The sequence below is a fragment of the Streptococcus mitis genome, from assembly GCF_002096815.1.
Lineage (GTDB): Bacteria > Bacillota > Bacilli > Lactobacillales > Streptococcaceae > Streptococcus > Streptococcus mitis_AD.
The window spans coordinates 20,782-39,585 of record NZ_NCVJ01000015.1; the positions used below are offsets into that span (position 1 = coordinate 20,782).

Below are 18,804 nucleotides of genomic sequence, written 5' to 3' on the forward strand. Positions count from 1 at the left end.
CAAATGAAGAAAAACGACTTATTCATCGACGTATCTAGCCACAATGGATACGATATTACAGGTATTTTGGCTGACATGGGTACACAGAATACTATTATCAAAATCTCAGAAGGTACGACCTATTTAAACCCTTGCTTATCTGCTCAAGTGGAACAATCTAACCCTATTGGCTTTTACCATTTTGCTTGGTTTGGTGGAGACGTAGAACAAGCAGAAGCAGAAGCACGCTACTTCCTTGACAATGTCCCTCAAAAAGTAAAATACTTGTGCCTTGACTACGAAGATCACGCTAGCGGAGATAAACAGGCAAATACAGATGCATGTATTCGCTTCATGGAAATCATCAAAGAAAATGGCTATGAGCCAATCTATTACAGCTACAAACCTTTCACGCTTGATAATATTGACTATCAGCAGATCCTTGCGCAATTCCCGAACAGTCTTTGGATTGCTGGATATGGGTTAAACGATGGTCAAGCAGATTTTGAGTATTTCCCTAGCATGGACGGTATCAGATGGTGGCAATACTCAAGCAATCCGTTTGATAAAAATATAGTCCTGTTAGATGATGAGGAAGATAATTCAGTCAGTAAAAACGATCTAAAAAGCCTTAATACCATAGCCAATGAGGTCGTGCAAGGCCTTTGGGGTAATGGGCAAGAACGTTTTAATAACCTATCAAATGCTGGTTACGATGCGCAAGCCGTGCAAGACAAGGTGAATGACCTCTTAAATGCTGAAAATACTAGTAAAGACTTGGATACGTTAGCTAATGAAGTGCTACAAGGCTTGTGGGGGAACGGTCAAGAGCGTTTCAACAGACTAACTGATGCAGGTTATGATGCCGAAGAGGTTCAAGACAAAGTAAATAGCCTTTTAGGTGGCGAAGACACCGTGGATCTTAATACCGTAGCTAACGAGGTCATTCAAGGACTTTGGGGCAATGGACAAGAACGATATGATAATTTATCGAGAGCTGGTTACGACGCACAAGCCGTGCAAGATCGAGTTAACGAATTGCTTTCTTAAAGATCTGACTAAAAAACCGGTATAAAATTAAAATATAGTACACTAGACCGCAGGCAGTAGCTTGCGGTTTTTTTGTTTGCTCTGAAATTGACTTGTTGGCTTCAATAAATAGCTTTATAAAGCGCTTAGTTGCCAATTTTGTTGAGGCTAACAAAATTAGAGCTTATATTTCTATTTGGCAAAAATGCTTATTTTTTACTTTAGAAACCCAAATCACAATCCTATTGTTTAAAAAAGCGTTTTCTTGAAGAATAGGAAGAGGAATCGTGGTGTATTATTGTCAAAAACGGTGTTTTGTTAAAAATAAAAAAATAATGATTTTTTCATAACTTTTTATCTTCTTTTACGAATAGATAAGTAAGGAGGATAAATAAATGAAAATCTTAAATATTGAACTAACAAGCATTGATAAAACTGATTTAGGCTTTGAGCATTGGGTGGATGTGACCTACCAGGTGCCGATTTTGAAAAATGAGTACACAGTCAAGCTATTGTTACTTATGGAATGCAAAATAGAGGACCAGGAGGTGATTGAGTATCTGGTCAGCACTTGGAAGTATCGGGATCTCGTGCTGCACTCTGTGCAGATGTATGAGATTGAGAGAGAAGGGGCAAAAAAGGGGCAAAAATGTCGTAAACCTCTGTAAAACGATGTAAAACCAATTATTTTAAAACTGAAAATATAGCTATTTTTTAAGGCATTGGGATTTGATGTAAATATATGTAATGGTGTTTTTAAAAGTAGACGGATTCTAATTGAAAAACGAACAGTTTTACTAGCTGTTCGTTTTTTTGATATTTGAACTTAGACTCGGGTTTCAGAATCGTTTTGTTGCTTGCTTTTTTCTAGACCTAGACCGACTGCATGTTTTTGGACGAGCAAGAGCTGTCCATTGTCATCTTTTGCAAAAGTTAAGGTAACAGCCTTAGTCTTGTCTCCAATAGAGATATAGGTGATTTTTTTCGTATTGTAACCCCCAAGAGTGAAGTCAAACTCGGAATCTGGCTTTCCGTGTTTGTTGATAATATCCTCGTAGGTGGTACCACCTTTTCCTCTGTTGTCAAGGTCACCTTCGATTAAGGCGTCGAACTGTTCTTGGGTCCAGGTGAAGGTATCGTCTGTCGAGCCGCTTTTTTCTTCGCGTTCCATTGAGGCACTCGTATCCATGTAGGAACGGTTAAACTCCCTGGCATACTCTTTGTAGACATCAGCGTATAGTACCTGAGTCGTAAAGAAAAGTACAACAGAGGCAACTGCCAGGGATGTTCCGATAATAGCCATTGTTTTCCGTTTTTTGAGGTTGACGATAAGACCGATAATCCCCAAGATAAATGCGACGATGGCGATGAACAACGATGGATAGTTAATAAACGGGATCCAGGATCCTAAAAGTGCGATGGCTCCAAAAATGGTTGCTAAAATTCCTAAAACTCTTAGTTCTTCTGGTTTCATTTGAAAGTTTTCTCCCTTTATTAAGTGAATGGATTTCTATCCACAGTAGTGAGTGCTTATTATATAAAAAATCTTACCTAATGTCAATTTAAACTAAAATAGTTCTCTAGGAAACTTTTTTCTTGACATCTCTTTTCAAAGTGTTAAAATAGTTCTCATGAAAACTTATTTAGTTCCTAGGAGAACTAAATGTGCTGGTTAGAAAGGAATTAGTATGGATAAACCGATGTTAGTCTTTAAGCGTTTTGGTCACCAGGTACATCTGATGGTACAAAAGGAAGCCAAGCGTTGTGGCATTGAATTTATGGGTGGGCCACAAGGTCAGGTTCTGCGTTTTTTAGATCAGTGTGAACAAAAAGAGAAACTGGTTTTGATTAAAGATATCGAGCAGGAACTCAATATTACCAAGTCTGTTGCTAGTAATTTGGTCAAGCGTATGGTACAAAATGGTTTGGTGGAATTGGAGGCGAGTCCTGTCGATAAGCGGGCCAAGTTTGTTCGTCTGACGGACAAATCGCGTTCTCGAATGAAGCAGGTTAAAGCCTTCTTTGAACGCATTGACAACCAGTTGATGGCAGACATTGATGGAGATGAATTACTGATTTTTGAGAAAGTCCTCAATCAACTACAGGAAAATATCAAGAGAATAGGAGGAGATAATGAAGAAATTAGCCAAACGAATTAGTAGAAAAGAATGGGGGATGATTTTACTAGCCATTCTCTTTACCTGCTTTTCAGTCTACCTAGAGTTGGAAGTTCCGACCTATATCTCGAAAATCACGGATTTGCTGGGGACTCAAGGAACTAGTTTAGATGAGTTATGGCAACCAGCAGGTATGATGGTCGGAATGTCTTTTTTTGCCTTCTTGTCCGCAGTCGCAGTTGGATTTTTTGCATCCAGAGTGGCGGCTTCCTATACTAGTAGGCTGAGAAGTGATATTTTTAACCGAGTTTTGGATTACTCGCAGACAGAGATTAAGAAATTCTCTATTCCAAGTCTCCTAACTCGTACCACTAATGATATTACTCAAGTTCAGATGTTGATCACCATGGGCTTGCAAGTGGTTACGCGTGGTCCGATTATGGCTATCTGGGCTATAGGGAAGATTTTAGGCCATTCAGAATACTGGCTCTGGGCTGTTCTTGTAGCAGTGATTGTCAATGTTTTGATGACAACAGTTTTGATGACGCTAGCCTTTCCAAAACAGTCCTTGATTCAAAGTCTGACTGATAAACTGAATAGTATCACTCGGGAGAGTCTAACAGGTATTCGCGTTGTTCGTGCCTACAATGCTGAAAAGTACCAAGATGAAAAATTTGCAGCAGCAAATGATGAATTGACCCGTTTGAATTTGTTTGTCAACCGTCTCATGGCCATTTTGAATCCCATCATGATGGGGATTTCAAGTGGTTTGAGTGTGGCGATTTATTGGATTGGGGCCTATGTGATCAACGATGCTGCTCCTACAGCTCGTCTGCCTCTCTTTAGTGATATGGTTGTTTTCATGTCTTATGCCATGCAGGTTGTCATGGGATTCCTTCTCATGGGGGCGCTCTTCATCGTTCTTCCTCGAACTATGGTCTCTGCCAAGCGGATTAATCAGGTTCTAGATTTGCATTCTTCTATCCAAAATCCTGCTCAAGTGCAGTTGGCTGATGAAAATCTCAAAGGTCAGGTCGAATTTAAGGATGTGACCTTCCGCTATGCGGCAAATTCGGAGGCAGTTATCGAGCATGTTAGCTTTAGAGCGGAAGCTGGTCAAACAGTGGCCTTTATAGGGTCAACAGGTTCTGGTAAATCAACTCTGGTCAATCTGATTCCACGTTTTTATGACGTATCAGCAGGAGAAATTCTAGTGGACGGAGTTAATGTTCAAGATTACGGTTTGGAAGATTTGCGCAACAAGGTTGGCTATATTCCACAAAAAGCTGTGCTATTTTCTGGAGATGTCAAGGGCAATCTAGACTTTGGACACAGTCAAGAAACACCACTTAGTGAGGAAGCTATGTGGCAGGCCTTGGAATTGGCCCAGTCTAAGAACTTTATCGAGGATAAGGAAGCTGGCTTGGAGTCAGAAGTAGCTCAAGGAGGAACCAACTTCTCAGGTGGACAAAGACAGCGTCTGGCCATTGCGCGTGCCTTGGCTCGTAAGCCAGAAATCCTCATCTTTGATGACTCCTTCTCAGCCTTGGATTACAAGACAGATCGTGTCCTACGCCAAGAGCTAGCAGAGAAAACAAAATCTATGACCAAGCTTATCGTAGCACAGCGTATTTCAACCATTATGGATGCAGATTTGATTTTGGTCTTGGATCAAGGAAAAGTCGTGGGACAAGGCACCCACAAGGAACTTCTAGCTACCAACGAAGTTTACCAAGAAATTGCCTATTCACAATTATCGAAGGAGGAATTGGAACATGGAAAATAAAAAACTGTCGCTCTGGAAACAGAGTAAACCCTATCTTGCAGGTCTCCAGTTTGCCCTTCTAATCGCTTTTTTAGCAACAATCTTATCCAACATCATTACTGTATATGGTCCAACCCGTATCAAGGAAATGACCAATATCATTGCAAGTGGCCTAGAAACAAGTGTGGATGTCGCGGCAGTTGCAGTCATTGGTGGTTTTTTGGCCGTTATCTATGTGATTGGACTCCTATCAAATTATTTGCAGGCTTTTCTGTTTACAACAGCTATTCAACGTTTTTCAGAACGTTTGAGAAGAGCGATTGCAGAGAAAATTAATCGTCTTCCATTGGGGTATTTTGATGGACATTCTCAAGGAGATACCTTGTCTCGTGTGTCTAATGACGTTGACACTGCAGCCCAGTCCCTCAATCAAAGTCTGGGAACAGTTCTTTCATCCACTTTATTGGTCGTAGCAGTCTTGGTAACCATGTTTGGAATGAACTGGATTTTAGCCTTGGTGACGGTTGTTTCAACTCTTATCGGTTTTGCTTTCGTGTCCGTCTTTATGGGCAAATCGCAGGGCTTCTTTAAGAGTCAGCAACAGGATTTGGCAGCTGTCAATGGCTATGTGGAGGAAATGTACTCTGGCCATAATGTGGTGACCAGTTACAATGCTATCGAGAGCACCAAAGAAGAATTTGCGAAATTAAACAATCGTCTGTATGATAGTATCTGGAAATCTCAATTTATTTCAGGGATTATGATGCCGATAATGATGTTTATTGGGAACTTTAGCTATGCCTTAGTGATTATCGTCGGTGCAGCCTTGGCCTTGAATGGGCAGATTAGTATCGGGATTATCGTTGCCTTTATGGCCTACGTTCGTATCTTTTCTCAGCCCCTTTCGCAAATTGCTCAAGGGATTACTAGTTTGCAGCAGGCTAGCGCAGCCATGGGGCGTGTCTTCGAATTCTTAGGTGAAGAGGAAATGGAAGATGAATCTCATAAAGAAAGACAATTGAGCGACATGAAAGGTCAAGTGGTCTTTGATCGAGTTTCCTTTGGCTATACACCAGAGCGAACCATTATCCATGACTTTTCTGCAACTGCTCATGCAGGTCAAAAGGTTGCCATTGTCGGGCCGACAGGAGCTGGTAAGACAACCATTGTCAATCTTTTGATGAAGTTTTATGAGATTGATAAGGGAAGTATCCGCATTGATGGTGTGGATACCAAGGAGATGAAGCGCTCGGAAGTACACGATGCCTTTTCAATGGTCTTGCAGGATACTTGGCTCTTTGAAGGAACCATTCGTGACAATCTCATCTATAACCAAAAGGGGATTAGTGATGAGCGTGTGATTGAAGCCAGCAAGGCTGTAGGGATTCACCACTTTATCATGACTCTACCAGATGGTTACGATACCGTCTTGGATGATACAGTGACCTTGTCTGTCGGACAAAAACAACTCTTGACCATTGCTCGTGCTTTGCTGAAAGATGCGCCACTCCTAATTTTGGATGAGGCGACCTCTTCGGTTGATACCCGTACAGAGGAATTGATCCAGAAAGCCATGGACCGATTGATGGAGGGAAGAACTTCCTTTGTCATCGCCCACCGCTTGTCTACTATCCGAAATGCTGATCTGATTCTTGTCATGAAAGATGGCAATATCATTGAGCAAGGCAATCATGATGAGTTGATGGCACAAGGAGGCTTCTACGCTGACCTTTATAACAGTCAATTTACAGAAGACGAAGCAGAAGAATAAACCCAAAGAAGGCTTGACGGCCTTCTTTTTCTGCACTATACTAGAAGACAAGTGCTTCCCTATAAGCAAAATTTGAGTAAGAGATGAGAAAAATATATGAAAAATTATCAAGAATGGTATGACCACATCGCTGGTAAGATTAAAAATAAGCCCTTTCTTCTGAGCTTGTTAAGAGCTTTCAATCGGTTGATGACAGTAGTCATGCCTATAGTTTATCTAATCTTGTTAGTAATTACCTATCTCCAAGAAGGACTAGGGAAACAGGTCTGGATCTACCTGTTTATTCCAGCGTCAGGTTTTGTGATTTTGTCCTTTCTCCGTAAGAAAATCAATGCTCCTAGGCCTTATGAAGTTTGGGAAATTGTACCTCTACTAGACAGAGATAGTCCTGGTCAGTCTATGCCTAGTCGTCATGTCTTTTCAGCAACCATTATCTCCATGGCTTGCTTACATGCTAGTCTAGCTGTAGGGGTTATCTTGTTGCTCTTGTCAGCCATCCTAGGTCTAGTGAGAGTCTTAGGGGGAGTGCATTATCCCAAGGATGTCTTGGTTGGTTATGCTTGCGGACTTGTGTGGGGTGTGATTTTCTTTCTATTTTGACATGTAAGTTAAGGGGGTCCTAGAACCACTTACGGGGCTAAAGTAACCACTTGCTTTTTTGCTCTTGTTTTCTTATTTTAGCTTTGATATAGTAGAGTCAGAAAGGAGATGGAATGAAGTTACGAATCGAAATTGACAGCAATTTAGAGGAAACTGAAATTGTCATCAAGGCGACAGCTTTGACAGATGAGATTGCGGAATTACAGCGACTCTTGCAAGAGTCCAAGTCTCCTAGGTTAATTTTTTACAAGGGGACGGGTGAATATTATCTGGATCTGTCGGAAATTCTCTTCTTTGAGACAGAAGGGAACAAGATTTATGCCCATACTCAGAAAGATGCCTATGAAGTTCGGCTTAAACTCTATGAATTAGAGGCTATCCTTCCTCGCTATTTTAGTCGGGTATCCAAGTCAACGATCGCAAATATCCGTCAGGTTTATTCGGTGGACAAGTCCTTTTCAGGAACAGGCACCATTTCCTTTTACCAGACCCACAAGGAGGTTCATGTCTCACGACATTACCAATCCCTCCTAAAAGAAAATCTAAGAAACATGAGGTAAGAACATGAAAAAGAAAGCATTTGGTATTGTGTTGCTGGTTTTAGCAGCATGGATTTTGTTGCAAGGAAATTTTGGCATTCCTTCTTTGGATGGTAAAATATGGCCTTTACTTGGTATCGTCTTTTTTGCCTACCAGTCAGTTGAATCTTTGCTTCGTCGTCACCTGACATCAGCAGTTTTTACAGCTCTAGTAGCAGTAATGATTGCAAATCATTTTTATAACATTCTGCCTATCCCAAATCAGTCTCTATTTTGGGCTAGTATCTTAGCAGTGCTAGGTGTTGGCTATCTCACTCACTCAAGTAAGTTTTGGTATGGGAAAAAATGGTGGTACAACGGTGAGCGAACAGTCGTCACGGATAAAGAAGTCGCTTTTGGTAGTGGTACTTTCTATAAGCAAGAGCAAGAATTGGTAGAGGATCAAGTGGAAGTTGCTTTTGGGGATGCTAAAATATATTATGACAATGCAGAGATGTTAGGTGATTTTGCAACTTTAAATATTGAAGTAGCTTTTGGTAATGCAACTGTCTATGTTCCCCAACACTGGCGTGTAGATTTGAAAGTAGAAACATCCTTTGGTGCAGCCAAGGCGGACGCTCCTGTAGCGCCAACAAGCAAAACCTTGATTATTCGCGGGGAAGTGGCTTTTGGTAAACTCGGTGTTGTCTACGTCAAATAAAAAAATCTTCCAATTCCCTTGCAAAAAAGAAGAAAGTGTGATAACATAGTACGGTATGTGGTGCTAGCACATCCGCTATATTAGATCTAATAGGAGGAAAATACAATGGCTAAAGTATGTTACTTTACAGGTCGTAAGACTGTATCTGGAAACAACCGTTCACACGCGATGAACCAAACAAAACGTGCCGTAAAACCAAACCTTCAAAAAGTTACTGTTCTTATCGATGGTAAACCTAAAAAAGTTTGGGCTTCAGCTCGTGCTTTGAAATCAGGTAAAGTTGAACGCGTTTAATAATAAAAGTAAGGAGACCTCAGGGTCTTTTTTCTTTTATTGTAGGAGTAAAATCATTTTAAAAATAGAGTAAATATCCGCTGATACAGTATTCTGCTTTTACACTTGGGCTGAAATATGATAAAATAGAGTATCAACTAGTTGAGGTAAAAAGGATGACTGTAAAAATTAATACAAAAGATGGTCAAATCGAACTAACAGATGAAGTGATTGCAACCGTCGTAGGTGGAGCAGCAACTGAGATTTTTGGTGTGGTCGGTATGGCTAGTAAAAATGCCCTCAAAGATAATTTCCAAGCCCTTCTAGGTAAGGAAAATTATTCCAAAGGTGTCGTCGTAAAGGCGGCCGAAGATGGCAGCATTGCAGTTGATGTATATACCGTGTTGAGCTACGGAACAAAGATTAGCGAAGTGTCCAAAAACATTCAAGAGCGTGTTCGTTTTAGTTTGGAAAACCAACTTGGAATTACTGCTCAGACTGTAAATGTCTACATTCAAAATATCAAAGTTGTAGGAGAATAACCGTGTCAAAAATTACTACTAGCTTATTTCAAGAAATGGTGCAGGCTGCATCAACTCGCTTGAATAAGCAAGCTGAATATGTCAATTCATTAAACGTCTTCCCAGTTCCAGATGGAGATACTGGTACAAATATGGGAATGACCATTGAAAATGGAGCTAAGGAAGTTGCAGACAAGCCAGCTTCTACTGTTGGAGAGGTAGCAAGCATTCTTGCAAAAGGTCTTTTGATGGGTGCGCGTGGGAACTCAGGAGTTATTACTTCTCAGCTTTTCCGCGGATTTTCACAAGCCATCAAAGATAAAGACGAGTTAACAGGTCAAGATTTGGCTCTTGCCTTTCAATCAGGTGTGGAAGTTGCCTATAAGGCCGTTATGAAACCAGTTGAAGGAACGATTTTGACAGTTTCTCGTGGGGCTGCTATCGGCGCTAAGAAAAAAGCTGAGCAAACAGATGACGCTGTTGAAGTCATGCGCGCAGCCTTGGAAGGTGCTAAAACAGCACTAGCTAAAACGCCAGACATGCTTCCAGTCTTGAAGGAAGTTGGCGTTGTGGACTCGGGTGGTCAAGGACTGGTCTTCATTTACGAAGGTTTCCTTTCAGCCCTTACTGGTGAATATATTGCATCTGAGGACTTTGTAGCGACTCCTGCCAACATGAGTGAGATGATCAATGCAGAGCATCATAAGTCTGTGGCTGGTCATGTGGCGACTGAGGACATCACGTTTGGTTACTGTACTGAAATCATGGTAGCTCTTAAGCAAGGTCCAACCTATGCCAAAGATTTTGACTACGACGAATTCCGTAACTACTTGAATGAACTCGGGGATTCTCTCCTTGTTGTCAACGATGATGAAATTGTCAAAGTCCATGTCCATACAGAAGATCCAGGACTTGTTATGCAAGAAGGTCTTAAATATGGTAGCTTGGTCAAGGTGAAAGTTGACAATATGCGCAACCAACACGAAGCACAGGTTGAAAAAGAAGCTGCCCAAGTTAGCAAGCCTGCTGAAGAAAAAGAGTATGCTTTGATTGCTGTAGTGGCTGGTAAAGGTCTAGCAGATATCTTCCGTTCTCAAGGTGTGGATTATGTTATCGAAGGCGGTCAAACTATGAACCCTTCAACAGAAGACTTTATCAAGGCTGTTGAGCAGGTCAACGCTCGTAACATTATCTTCCTACCAAACAACAAGAACATCTTCATGGCAGCTCAATCTGCAGCAGAAGTTTTGGAACAACCAGCAGTAGTGGTGGAAGCTCGCACTCTCCCTCAAGGTTTGACAAGTCTTCTTGCCTTTGATCCAAGCAAGTCAATCGAAGAAAACCAAGAGCGTATGACAGCTGCTCTTAGCGATGTCGTTAGCGGAAGCGTTACAACAGCTGTGCGTGATACAACCATTGATGGTTTAGAAATCCATGAAAACGATAATCTAGGTATGGTGGATGGGAAAATCCTCGTGTCAAACCCTGATATGCACCAAACCTTGACTGAAACCTTGAAACATATGTTGGATGAAGATAGTGAAATTGTAACCTTCTATGTTGGTGAAGACGGAAGCGAAGAACTTGCCAATGAAATTGCCCAAGAAATCGCAGAAGAATTCGAAGATGTTGAAGTAGAGATTCACCAAGGCCAACAACCAGTTTACCCATACTTATTTAGTGTGGAATAAAAATTTAATAGATTAAAAAGAAAGTTGATTTTGCAACTTTCTTTTTTTTATGACATTTGTCATATCTCCTCATGACAGAAGCTTCTAGTGATTCTACCTTCAAAGAATTATACTAGATGCATCAAGTGGAGGAAGAAAAAATGAAACATAAAGTAATTGTCGCAATGAGTTTAGTAGCAGCAGGAGTCATGACTTATCTCATGTTCTCAGGATTGGATGAAGATTTCTATCATTTTCCTTGGGAGCTATTTGCAGGATTTGGAATGATGTCCTGGCTTATCCGAGAAGGTTTGAAATTAGTCTCAGATGTGAAAAAGGAGTTTGAAAAATGAAAAAAGCGTTTCTCTATCTTTTTATTGGACTATCACTAGTGGTATGGTTGGTAGAAATGTTTACAGGTTGGTTTGACCAAAACTTACTTCGCCAATTTATTCGTGGTGCTTTGGGGGTTGGATTTATGATTTTCGTCGTTTTCCCTATGGGAATGGAGTGGTTGAAAGGAGAATCTCATGACTGTGATTAAAGTTGAGAAATTGTGTAAGAAAATAAAAGACAAGGAGATCTTGCGGAACATCTCTTTTGAAATCAACGATGGTGAATGTGTTGCCTTGATTGGTCCCAATGGTGCTGGGAAGACGACACTTTTGGCATGTTTGCTCGGAGATAAACTGGTCACAAGCGGTCAAGTATCTATTCAAGGTTTACCAGTGACGAGTTCTAAGTTAGATTATACTAGGGCTTACCTTCCTCAAGAGAATGTGATTGTACAGAAATTAAAGGTTAAGGAGTTGATTGCTTTCTTTCAAAGTATTTATCCAAATCCTTTGAGTGTGCAGGAAATTGATCAACTATTGCAGTTTGACAAGCAACAAAAAGAACAGTTGGCAGAAAAATTATCAGGCGGTCAAAAGCGTCTTTTCTCTTTTGTCTTAACTCTAATTGGGCGACCAAAGTTAGTCTTTTTAGATGAACCTACTTCGGCCATGGATACCTCAACTCGTCAACGTTTTTGGGAGATTATTCAGGAGTTAAAAGCGCAAGGAGCCACCATTCTTTATTCGTCCCATTATATTGAGGAAGTAGAACACACCGCAGATCGCATTTTGGTCTTAAATAAGGGAGAGTTGGTTCGTGATACGACACCTCTAGCCATGCGCAGTGAGGAGATTGAAAAGCACTTTATCCTACCTCTGGCTTACAAGGAAGTTGTCGAACAGTCTAACTTGGTTGAAAACTGGTCACAAAAACAAGATGCCCTGCAAGTAGTCACACGCGAAGCAGATGCTTTCTGGGAACTGTTAGTCAGAGCAGGATGTAGGATTCAAGAAATTGAAGTCAATAATCGCAGTTTGCTGGATACAATCTTTGAAGAAACACAAAAGGGAGATGACTAAGATGAAACGATTGATCGCACTAAACAAGATAGAATTTCTATTGACCAAACGACAATTAGTAACTTATCTATTGTCAGTAGGGATGCCGACGGCCTTCTATTTATTCTTTTCAGGCATGTATCAGGACACACCAGGTGGGCCAGCTAATTTTATGCGTGATTACCTCATCTCCATGACGGCTTTTTCCATGATGTCGACTGCTATGTTTTCATTTCCAGCTGTCTTACATACTGACAAGATTAACAACTGGCAGAAAACATTACGTCATAGCCCTGTAAATATGGTAGAATATTATCTATCAAAGATAACAAGTATGATGGTTGATTATTTGGTCTCAATCCTAGTTGTATTCTCAGTCGGGCACTTAGTCAGAGGTGTGGACATGCCTCTAGGAAGCTGGGTTGGAGCTGCGATTTTGCTGATTGCGGGAAGTATTGCTTTTGTAGCGCTTGGCTTGACCTTGACTCTCTTGCCGACTAGTCAGCTGATGTCTGTCGTGGGCAATCTTCTTTACTTTGGCTTGGCTGTTTTAGGCGGACTCTGGATGCCCATCTCTTTATTTCCAGACTGGATGCAAGCAATCGGGAAGCGTCTACCAAGCTATCAGTTGATGGAATTAATCAAGACCTTCTTAAATGAGGGTGGCATTAATCTATCAGCGACAGTATATTTACTTGTTTTTTCAGCAGTTTTATTTGGTTTGACTATTTACCTTCAAGATCATAAGGAGAATTCTTAATGCTTGAAAGACTGAAAAGCATAGACTATATGTATTGGGCCAGTTTGATTTTTATGGTTTTTCCCATCGTTCCTGTAGTGACTGGGGAGCTACCTAGCTGGCATTTGTTGATTGATATTCTATTTGTGGTGGCTTACTTAGGCGTTTTAACCACCAAGAGTCAGCGCTTATCCTGGCTCTGTTGGGTTATCATGCTAGCCTATGTAGCTGGGAATACCGCCTTTGTTGGTGTAAATTATATCTGGTTCTTCTTTTTCCTTGCCAATCTCTTAATTTATCATTTCGGCGTACGTAGTTTTAATTCTTTACATGTCCGGACTTTTCTTCTTGCTCAAGTCCTTGTTGTGGGCCAACTGTTGATTTTTCAGAGAATCGAAGTTGAGTTTCTATTCTATCTACTTGTAATTCTTGCTTTTGTCGATTTAATGACTTTTGGATTGGTTCGGATTCGGATTGTGGAGGATTTGAAAGAAGCGCAGACTAAGCAAAATGCCAAGATAAATCTATTGCTTGCTGAAAATGAACGCAGTCGTATCGGTCAAGATTTGCATGATAGCTTGGGACATACCTTTGCTATGTTGAGTGTCAAGACAGATTTAGCCTTGCAGTTGTTTCAGATGGAGGCTTATCCACAGGTGGAAAAGGAATTAAAAGAAATTCACCAGATCAGTAAGGATTCCATGAATGAAGTGCGAACCATTGTGGAAAATCTTAAGTCTAGAACTTTGACATCCGAACTAGAGACTGTGAAAAAGATGTTAGAAATTGCTGGAATTGAGGTGGAAACGGATAACCAACTAGATACTGCTAGCCTTACTCAGGAATTGGAGTCAACGGCTTCCATGATTTTGCTTGAGTTGGTGACCAATATCATCAAACATGCCAAAGCGTCTAAAGTTTACTTAAAATTAGGACGGACAGAGAAGGAACTCATTTTAACAGTAAGTGATGATGGCTGTGGCTTTACTTCTATAAAGGGGGATGACCTCCATACAGTCCGAGATCGTGTTCTTCCATTTTCAGGAGAAGTAAGTGTAATCAGTCAGAAACATCCAACGGAAGTGCAGGTTCGACTACCTTATAAGGAGAGAAAGTAGATGAAAGTATTAGTCGCAGAAGATCAAAGTATGTTGCGAGATGCCATGTGCCAGTTGCTCACGCTTCAACCGGATGTAGAGTCTGTTTTTCAAGCCAAGAATGGGCAAGAAGCAATCCAACTATTAGAAAAGGAGTCTGTGGATATCGCCATCCTTGACGTAGAGATGCCCGTTAAGACAGGTCTCGAAGTGCTGGAATGGGTACGAGTAGAAAAGCTAGAAACAAAGGTGGTTGTGGTAACGACCTTCAAGCGCCCTGGTTATTTTGAACGTGCGATCAAGGCTGGAGTGGATGCATATGTCTTGAAAGAAAGAAGCATTGCAGACCTCATGCAAACTTTGCATACTGTCCTCGAAGGACGCAAGGAGTATTCGCCTGAATTGATGGAAGTGGTGATGACGCATCCTAATCCATTAACAGAGCAAGAAATCGCAGTTTTAAAGGGAGTTGCTAAGGGTTTATCCAATAAAGAAATTGCAGATCAACTTTATTTATCAAACGGAACCGTCCGAAATTATGTCACCAATATTCTTTCGAAACTAGATGCTAGTAATCGAACAGATGCAGCTAATATCGCGAAAGAATCTGGTTGGTTGTGATGATATAATATTTTTCTGAACATTATGTGTTAAAAATGATGGGATTGAATGAAACAATACCTAACTTTAGGAGGGATTTATTCCTCCTTTTCTTTCTTTTGGGGGCAGTACAAAAGAGCTAAAATTAACAATAAAAAAGAAAAATATCTTGACAAGCAAGGGAAAAATTTGTTACAATAATAGACGGTACTTTTTACTTTTGGTCTCTCAAGAGTGTACAGGGACGTGCTGACAAATGTTGCAAAAGTACACACAGATGATAGCTGTCACCAAGTGTATCATCACCAAAAATAAAAAAACACAGGAGAATGTAGATGCCTACAATTAACCAATTGGTTCGCAAACCGCGTAAATCAAAAGTAGAAAAATCTAAATCACCAGCTTTGAACGTTGGTTACAACAGTCATAAAAAAGTTCAAACAAACGTTTCTTCACCACAAAAACGTGGTGTTGCAACTCGTGTTGGAACAATGACACCTAAAAAACCTAACTCAGCCCTTCGTAAATTCGCTCGTGTACGTTTGAGCAACCTTATCGAAGTTACTGCCTACATCCCAGGTATCGGACACAACTTGCAAGAGCACAGCGTGGTGCTTCTTCGTGGTGGACGTGTAAAAGACCTTCCAGGGGTACGTTACCATATTGTCCGTGGTGCACTTGATACTGCAGGTGTTAACGATCGTAAACAAGGCCGTTCTAAATACGGTACTAAACGTCCAAAAGCATAAGGAAAGGGGATAAAGAGAAATGAGTCGTAAAAATAGAGCTCCAAAACGTGACGTATTGCCAGATCCGCTTTACAATTCACAATTAGTTACTCGTCTTATCAACCGCGTTATGCTTGACGGTAAACGTGGTACAGCTGCTTCAATCGTTTACGGTGCTTTTGAGCAAATCAAAGAAGCTACTGGCAACGATGCACTTGAAGTATTTGAAACAGCTATGGAAAACATCATGCCTGTACTTGAAGTACGTGCACGTCGTGTTGGTGGATCTAACTACCAAGTTCCAGTTGAAGTTCGTCCAGAACGTCGTACAACACTTGGACTTCGTTGGTTGGTAACAATCGCTCGTCTTCGTGGTGAACACACAATGCAAGACCGTCTTGCAAAAGAAATCTTGGATGCTGCTAACAACACTGGTGCAGCAGTTAAGAAACGTGAAGACACTCACCGTATGGCTGAAGCTAACCGTGCATTCGCACACTTCCGTTGGTAATATAGGATGCGAAAGCGTTAAGAAAGTCCCAGAGAAAATAGGGAATCAAAGCAGGTTGCGATTGCAACCAATGAGATTCATCTTTTTCTCCAGACTTTTAGCTTGAGCTCAACTAAATCATGATGCTAGGAACGATAAGGATGCAAGGTGAAAATAGGAAACTGACGCAGTATTCGACGAATACAAGGAAGTTTATCTTTTTCACACAGCATCCCGTTCTGGCTCAAATCGGCTAATTAACTTTAGCCCGAGTTCAATTCAACTTGTAAATCTACAAGTTGAAACCAACAATAGCATGAAAACATTGAGAACGGGTAGGTCCTGCCTATCCGTTTTTATTAAAATCGTGTTATAATAGAATAGAAATCAAAAATAAATAGGAGAAACAAACCTCATGGCACGCGAATTTTCACTTGAAAAAACTCGTAATATCGGTATCATGGCTCACGTCGATGCTGGTAAAACAACAACTACTGAGCGTATTCTTTACTACACTGGTAAAATCCACAAAATCGGTGAAACTCACGAAGGTGCGTCACAAATGGACTGGATGGAGCAAGAGCAAGAACGTGGTATCACTATCACATCTGCTGCGACAACAGCTCAATGGAACAACCACCGCGTAAACATTATCGACACACCAGGACACGTGGACTTCACAATCGAAGTACAACGTTCTCTTCGTGTATTGGATGGTGCGGTTACCGTTCTTGACTCACAATCAGGTGTTGAGCCTCAAACTGAAACAGTTTGGCGTCAAGCAACTGAGTACGGAGTTCCACGTATCGTATTTGCTAACAAAATGGATAAAATCGGTGCTGACTTCCTTTACTCTGTAAGCACTCTTCACGATCGTCTTCAAGCAAATGCACACCCAATCCAATTGCCAATCGGTTCTGAAGATGACTTCCGTGGTATCATCGACTTGATTAAGATGAAAGCTGAAATCTATACTAACGACCTTGGTACAGATATCCTTGAAGAAGATATTCCAGCTGAATACCTTGACCAAGCACAAGAATACCGTGAAAAATTGGTTGAAGCAGTTGCTGAAACTGATGAAGAATTGATGATGAAATACCTTGAAGGTGAAGAAATCACTAACGAAGAATTGAAAGCTGGTATCCGTAAAGCGACTATCAACGTTGAATTCTTCCCAGTATTGTGTGGTTCTGCCTTCAAAAATAAAGGTGTTCAATTGATGCTTGATGCGGTTATTGACTACCTTCCAAGCCCACTTGACATCCCAGCGATCAAAGGTATTAACCCAGATACAGACGAAGAAGAAACTCGTCCAGCATCTGACGAAGAGCCATTTGCAGCTCTTGCCTTCAAGATCATGACTGACCCATTTGTAGGTCGTTTGACATTCTTCCGTGTATACTCAGGTGTTCTTCAATCAGGTTCATACGTATTGAACACTTCTAAAGGTAAACGTGAGCGTATCGGACGTATCCTTCAAATGCACGCCAACAGCCGTCAAGAAATCGACACTGTTTACTCAGGTGATATCGCTGCTGCCGTTGGTTTGAAAGATACTACAACTGGTGACTCATTGACAGATGAAAAAGCTAAAATCATCCTTGAGTCAATCAACGTTCCAGAACCAGTTATCCAATTGATGGTTGAGCCAAAATCTAAAGCTGACCAAGACAAGATGGGTATCGCCCTTCAAAAATTGGCTGAAGAAGATCCAACGTTCCGCGTTGAAACAAACGTTGAAACTGGTGAAACAGTTATCTCAGGTATGGGTGAGCTTCACCTTGACGTCCTTGTTGACCGTATGCGTCGTGAGTTCAAAGTTGAAGCGAACGTAGGTGCTCCTCAAGTATCTTACCGTGAAACATTCCGCGCTTCTACTCAAGCACGTGGATTCTTCAAACGTCAGTCTGGTGGTAAAGGTCAATTCGGTGATGTATGGATTGAATTTACTCCAAACGAAGAAGGTAAAGGATTCGAATTCGAAAACGCAATCGTCGGTGGTGTGGTTCCTCGTGAATTTATCCCAGCGGTTGAAAAAGGTTTGGTAGAATCTATGGCTAACGGTGTTCTTGCAGGTTACCCAATGGTTGACGTTAAAGCTAAGCTTTACGATGGTTCATACCACGATGTCGACTCATCTGAAACTGCCTTCAAGATCGCGGCTTCACTTGCCCTTAAAGAAGCTGCTAAATCAGCGCAACCAGCTATCCTTGAGCCAATGATGCTTGTAACAATCACTGTTCCAGAAGAAAACCTTGGTGATGTTATGGGTCACGTAACTGCTCGTCGTGGACGTGTAGATGGTATGGAAGCACACGGTAACAGCCAAATCGTTCGTGCTTACGTTCCACTTGCTGAAATGTTCGGTTACGCAACAGTTCTTCGTTCTGCATCTCAAGGACGTGGTACATTCATGATGGTATTTGACCACTACGAAGATGTACCTAAGTCAGTACAAGAAGAAATCATTAAGAAAAACAAAGGTGAAGACTAATCAGTCCTCACTCTAGAAGGAAGTCACTTAGTGGCTTCCTTTTTGTATAGTTATTATAAATTTCATTAACTCTGCAAACGTGCAGTGCGCTCAAAAAAATTTCATATAAAAATGAGTTAAAGAAATTTACAATATAAATGCAAATAAATTGCTAAAGAATGTGAATTATATTTTAAAACTTATAAAAAATAGAATAATATTCATAAATAAACGTTAAAATAGAAAATTCAGAAAATTTCTTCTTTTCTCTTGAAAAATTTTGAAAAAATGGTATGATAGTAACAAGTTATTTTTA

At 40.8% G+C, this 18,804-nt stretch carries 21 protein-coding genes; 20 read left to right on the forward strand and 1 reads right to left on the reverse strand.

What is annotated here, in order from left to right:
• Window positions 1-3: 3 nt before the first annotated feature.
• Both B7696_RS00405 and B7696_RS00410 read left to right on the forward strand, forming a co-directional pair.
• On the forward strand, window positions 4-1,029 hold the full coding sequence (locus B7696_RS00405) for a GH25 family lysozyme (RefSeq protein ID WP_084861541.1): 1,026 nt from the start codon (window positions 4-6) through the stop codon (window positions 1,027-1,029).
• Window positions 1,030-1,403: 374 nt separating this feature from the next.
• On the forward strand, window positions 1,404-1,676 hold the full coding sequence (locus B7696_RS00410) for a DUF7720 family protein (RefSeq protein ID WP_084861543.1): 273 nt from the start codon (window positions 1,404-1,406) through the stop codon (window positions 1,674-1,676).
• Window positions 1,677-1,834: 158 nt separating this feature from the next.
• On the opposite strand, the gene B7696_RS00415 is transcribed toward B7696_RS00410, so the two are convergent.
• Window positions 1,835-2,482 (reverse strand): hypothetical protein, encoded by a 648-nt coding sequence (locus B7696_RS00415; protein WP_084861544.1) that lies wholly within the window; start codon window positions 2,480-2,482, stop codon window positions 1,835-1,837.
• A 214-nt stretch (window positions 2,483-2,696) separates the two neighbouring features.
• Here B7696_RS00415 and B7696_RS00420 point away from each other — a divergent pair, with 214 nt between their 5' ends.
• The 18 genes from B7696_RS00420 to fusA all read left to right on the forward strand — a co-directional run bounded on the left by B7696_RS00420 (window position 2,697) and on the right by fusA (window position 18,509).
• Complete coding sequence (locus B7696_RS00420) at window positions 2,697-3,167, forward strand: MarR family winged helix-turn-helix transcriptional regulator (RefSeq protein WP_084861546.1); 471 nt, start codon at window positions 2,697-2,699, stop codon at window positions 3,165-3,167.
• The gene (locus B7696_RS00425) at window positions 3,142-4,911 is read left to right on the forward strand and encodes an ABC transporter ATP-binding protein (protein WP_084861548.1); all 1,770 of its coding nucleotides are present in this window, start codon (window positions 3,142-3,144) and stop codon (window positions 4,909-4,911) included. The genes B7696_RS00420 and B7696_RS00425 overlap by 26 nt, the downstream gene beginning before the upstream one ends.
• Complete coding sequence (locus B7696_RS00430; protein WP_084861550.1) at window positions 4,901-6,661, forward strand: ABC transporter ATP-binding protein; 1,761 nt, start codon at window positions 4,901-4,903, stop codon at window positions 6,659-6,661. The genes B7696_RS00425 and B7696_RS00430 overlap by 11 nt, the downstream gene beginning before the upstream one ends.
• 96 nt (window positions 6,662-6,757) lie before the next feature.
• The gene (locus B7696_RS00435) at window positions 6,758-7,261 is read left to right on the forward strand and encodes a phosphatase PAP2 family protein (protein ID WP_084861552.1); all 504 of its coding nucleotides are present in this window, start codon (window positions 6,758-6,760) and stop codon (window positions 7,259-7,261) included.
• Window positions 7,262-7,374: 113 nt separating this feature from the next.
• The gene (locus tag B7696_RS00440) at window positions 7,375-7,821 is read left to right on the forward strand and encodes a LytTR family DNA-binding domain-containing protein (protein WP_070479980.1); all 447 of its coding nucleotides are present in this window, start codon (window positions 7,375-7,377) and stop codon (window positions 7,819-7,821) included.
• Window positions 7,822-7,825: 4 nt separating this feature from the next.
• A complete protein-coding gene (locus tag B7696_RS00445) occupies window positions 7,826-8,500 on the forward strand; it encodes a LiaF transmembrane domain-containing protein (RefSeq protein ID WP_084861554.1) in 675 nt (224 codons plus the stop codon).
• Between the two features lie 105 nt (window positions 8,501-8,605).
• Window positions 8,606-8,794 carry a 50S ribosomal protein L28 gene (gene rpmB / locus B7696_RS00450; RefSeq protein WP_001140948.1) on the forward strand — a complete coding sequence of 63 codons (189 nt, stop codon included), beginning with the start codon at window positions 8,606-8,608 and terminating at the stop codon, window positions 8,792-8,794.
• A gap of 155 nt (window positions 8,795-8,949) precedes the next feature.
• A complete protein-coding gene (locus B7696_RS00455; protein WP_000216437.1) occupies window positions 8,950-9,315 on the forward strand; it encodes an Asp23/Gls24 family envelope stress response protein in 366 nt (121 codons plus the stop codon).
• Between the two features lie 2 nt (window positions 9,316-9,317).
• Entirely contained in the window at window positions 9,318-10,985 is a 1,668-nt protein-coding gene (locus B7696_RS00460; protein WP_000036655.1) for a DAK2 domain-containing protein, read from the forward strand.
• Window positions 10,986-11,125: 140 nt separating this feature from the next.
• Complete coding sequence (locus tag B7696_RS00465; protein ID WP_012972435.1) at window positions 11,126-11,317, forward strand: hypothetical protein; 192 nt, start codon at window positions 11,126-11,128, stop codon at window positions 11,315-11,317.
• A complete protein-coding gene (locus B7696_RS00470; protein ID WP_084861556.1) occupies window positions 11,314-11,508 on the forward strand; it encodes a hypothetical protein in 195 nt (64 codons plus the stop codon). The genes B7696_RS00465 and B7696_RS00470 overlap by 4 nt, the downstream gene beginning before the upstream one ends.
• Window positions 11,495-12,379, forward strand: a complete 885-nt coding sequence (locus tag B7696_RS00475) for an ABC transporter ATP-binding protein (protein WP_084861558.1) — start codon at window positions 11,495-11,497, stop codon at window positions 12,377-12,379. Before B7696_RS00470 ends, B7696_RS00475 begins: the two co-directional genes overlap by 14 nt.
• Before the next feature lies 1 nt (window position 12,380).
• Entirely contained in the window at window positions 12,381-13,118 is a 738-nt protein-coding gene (locus B7696_RS00480; RefSeq protein ID WP_084861560.1) for an ABC transporter permease, read from the forward strand.
• Window positions 13,118-14,215: a sensor histidine kinase gene (locus B7696_RS00485; RefSeq protein ID WP_084861562.1), complete on the forward strand. Its 1,098-nt coding sequence runs from the start codon at window positions 13,118-13,120 to the stop codon at window positions 14,213-14,215. Before B7696_RS00480 ends, B7696_RS00485 begins: the two co-directional genes overlap by 1 nt.
• Complete coding sequence (locus tag B7696_RS00490; RefSeq protein ID WP_084861563.1) at window positions 14,216-14,815, forward strand: response regulator transcription factor; 600 nt, start codon at window positions 14,216-14,218, stop codon at window positions 14,813-14,815.
• Between the two features lie 314 nt (window positions 14,816-15,129).
• A complete protein-coding gene (gene rpsL / locus B7696_RS00500) occupies window positions 15,130-15,543 on the forward strand; it encodes a 30S ribosomal protein S12 (protein ID WP_001142332.1) in 414 nt (137 codons plus the stop codon).
• Between the two features lie 19 nt (window positions 15,544-15,562).
• Window positions 15,563-16,033 carry a 30S ribosomal protein S7 gene (gene rpsG, locus B7696_RS00505; RefSeq protein ID WP_000087873.1) on the forward strand — a complete coding sequence of 157 codons (471 nt, stop codon included), beginning with the start codon at window positions 15,563-15,565 and terminating at the stop codon, window positions 16,031-16,033.
• A gap of 394 nt (window positions 16,034-16,427) precedes the next feature.
• Window positions 16,428-18,509, forward strand: a complete 2,082-nt coding sequence (gene fusA, locus B7696_RS00510) for an elongation factor G (RefSeq protein ID WP_000090357.1) — start codon at window positions 16,428-16,430, stop codon at window positions 18,507-18,509.
• Window positions 18,510-18,804: the final 295 nt, after the last annotated feature.

Coding starts and splice junctions, on each gene's coding strand:
- B7696_RS00405 (WP_084861541.1), top strand. CDS start 4: ATGAAGAAAAACGACTTATTCATCGACGTATCTAGCCACAATGGATAC.
- B7696_RS00410 (WP_084861543.1), top strand. CDS start 1,404: ATGAAAATCTTAAATATTGAACTAACAAGCATTGATAAAACTGATTTA.
- B7696_RS00415 (WP_084861544.1), bottom strand. CDS start 2,482: ATGAAACCAGAAGAACTAAGAGTTTTAGGAATTTTAGCAACCATTTTT.
- B7696_RS00420 (WP_084861546.1), top strand. CDS start 2,697: ATGGATAAACCGATGTTAGTCTTTAAGCGTTTTGGTCACCAGGTACAT.
- B7696_RS00425 (WP_084861548.1), top strand. CDS start 3,142: ATGAAGAAATTAGCCAAACGAATTAGTAGAAAAGAATGGGGGATGATT.
- B7696_RS00430 (WP_084861550.1), top strand. CDS start 4,901: ATGGAAAATAAAAAACTGTCGCTCTGGAAACAGAGTAAACCCTATCTT.
- B7696_RS00435 (WP_084861552.1), top strand. CDS start 6,758: ATGAAAAATTATCAAGAATGGTATGACCACATCGCTGGTAAGATTAAA.
- B7696_RS00440 (WP_070479980.1), top strand. CDS start 7,375: ATGAAGTTACGAATCGAAATTGACAGCAATTTAGAGGAAACTGAAATT.
- B7696_RS00445 (WP_084861554.1), top strand. CDS start 7,826: ATGAAAAAGAAAGCATTTGGTATTGTGTTGCTGGTTTTAGCAGCATGG.
- rpmB (WP_001140948.1), top strand. CDS start 8,606: ATGGCTAAAGTATGTTACTTTACAGGTCGTAAGACTGTATCTGGAAAC.
- B7696_RS00455 (WP_000216437.1), top strand. CDS start 8,950: ATGACTGTAAAAATTAATACAAAAGATGGTCAAATCGAACTAACAGAT.
- B7696_RS00465 (WP_012972435.1), top strand. CDS start 11,126: ATGAAACATAAAGTAATTGTCGCAATGAGTTTAGTAGCAGCAGGAGTC.
- B7696_RS00470 (WP_084861556.1), top strand. CDS start 11,314: ATGAAAAAAGCGTTTCTCTATCTTTTTATTGGACTATCACTAGTGGTA.
- B7696_RS00475 (WP_084861558.1), top strand. CDS start 11,495: ATGACTGTGATTAAAGTTGAGAAATTGTGTAAGAAAATAAAAGACAAG.
- B7696_RS00480 (WP_084861560.1), top strand. CDS start 12,381: ATGAAACGATTGATCGCACTAAACAAGATAGAATTTCTATTGACCAAA.
- B7696_RS00485 (WP_084861562.1), top strand. CDS start 13,118: ATGCTTGAAAGACTGAAAAGCATAGACTATATGTATTGGGCCAGTTTG.
- B7696_RS00490 (WP_084861563.1), top strand. CDS start 14,216: ATGAAAGTATTAGTCGCAGAAGATCAAAGTATGTTGCGAGATGCCATG.
- rpsL (WP_001142332.1), top strand. CDS start 15,130: ATGCCTACAATTAACCAATTGGTTCGCAAACCGCGTAAATCAAAAGTA.
- rpsG (WP_000087873.1), top strand. CDS start 15,563: ATGAGTCGTAAAAATAGAGCTCCAAAACGTGACGTATTGCCAGATCCG.
- fusA (WP_000090357.1), top strand. CDS start 16,428: ATGGCACGCGAATTTTCACTTGAAAAAACTCGTAATATCGGTATCATG.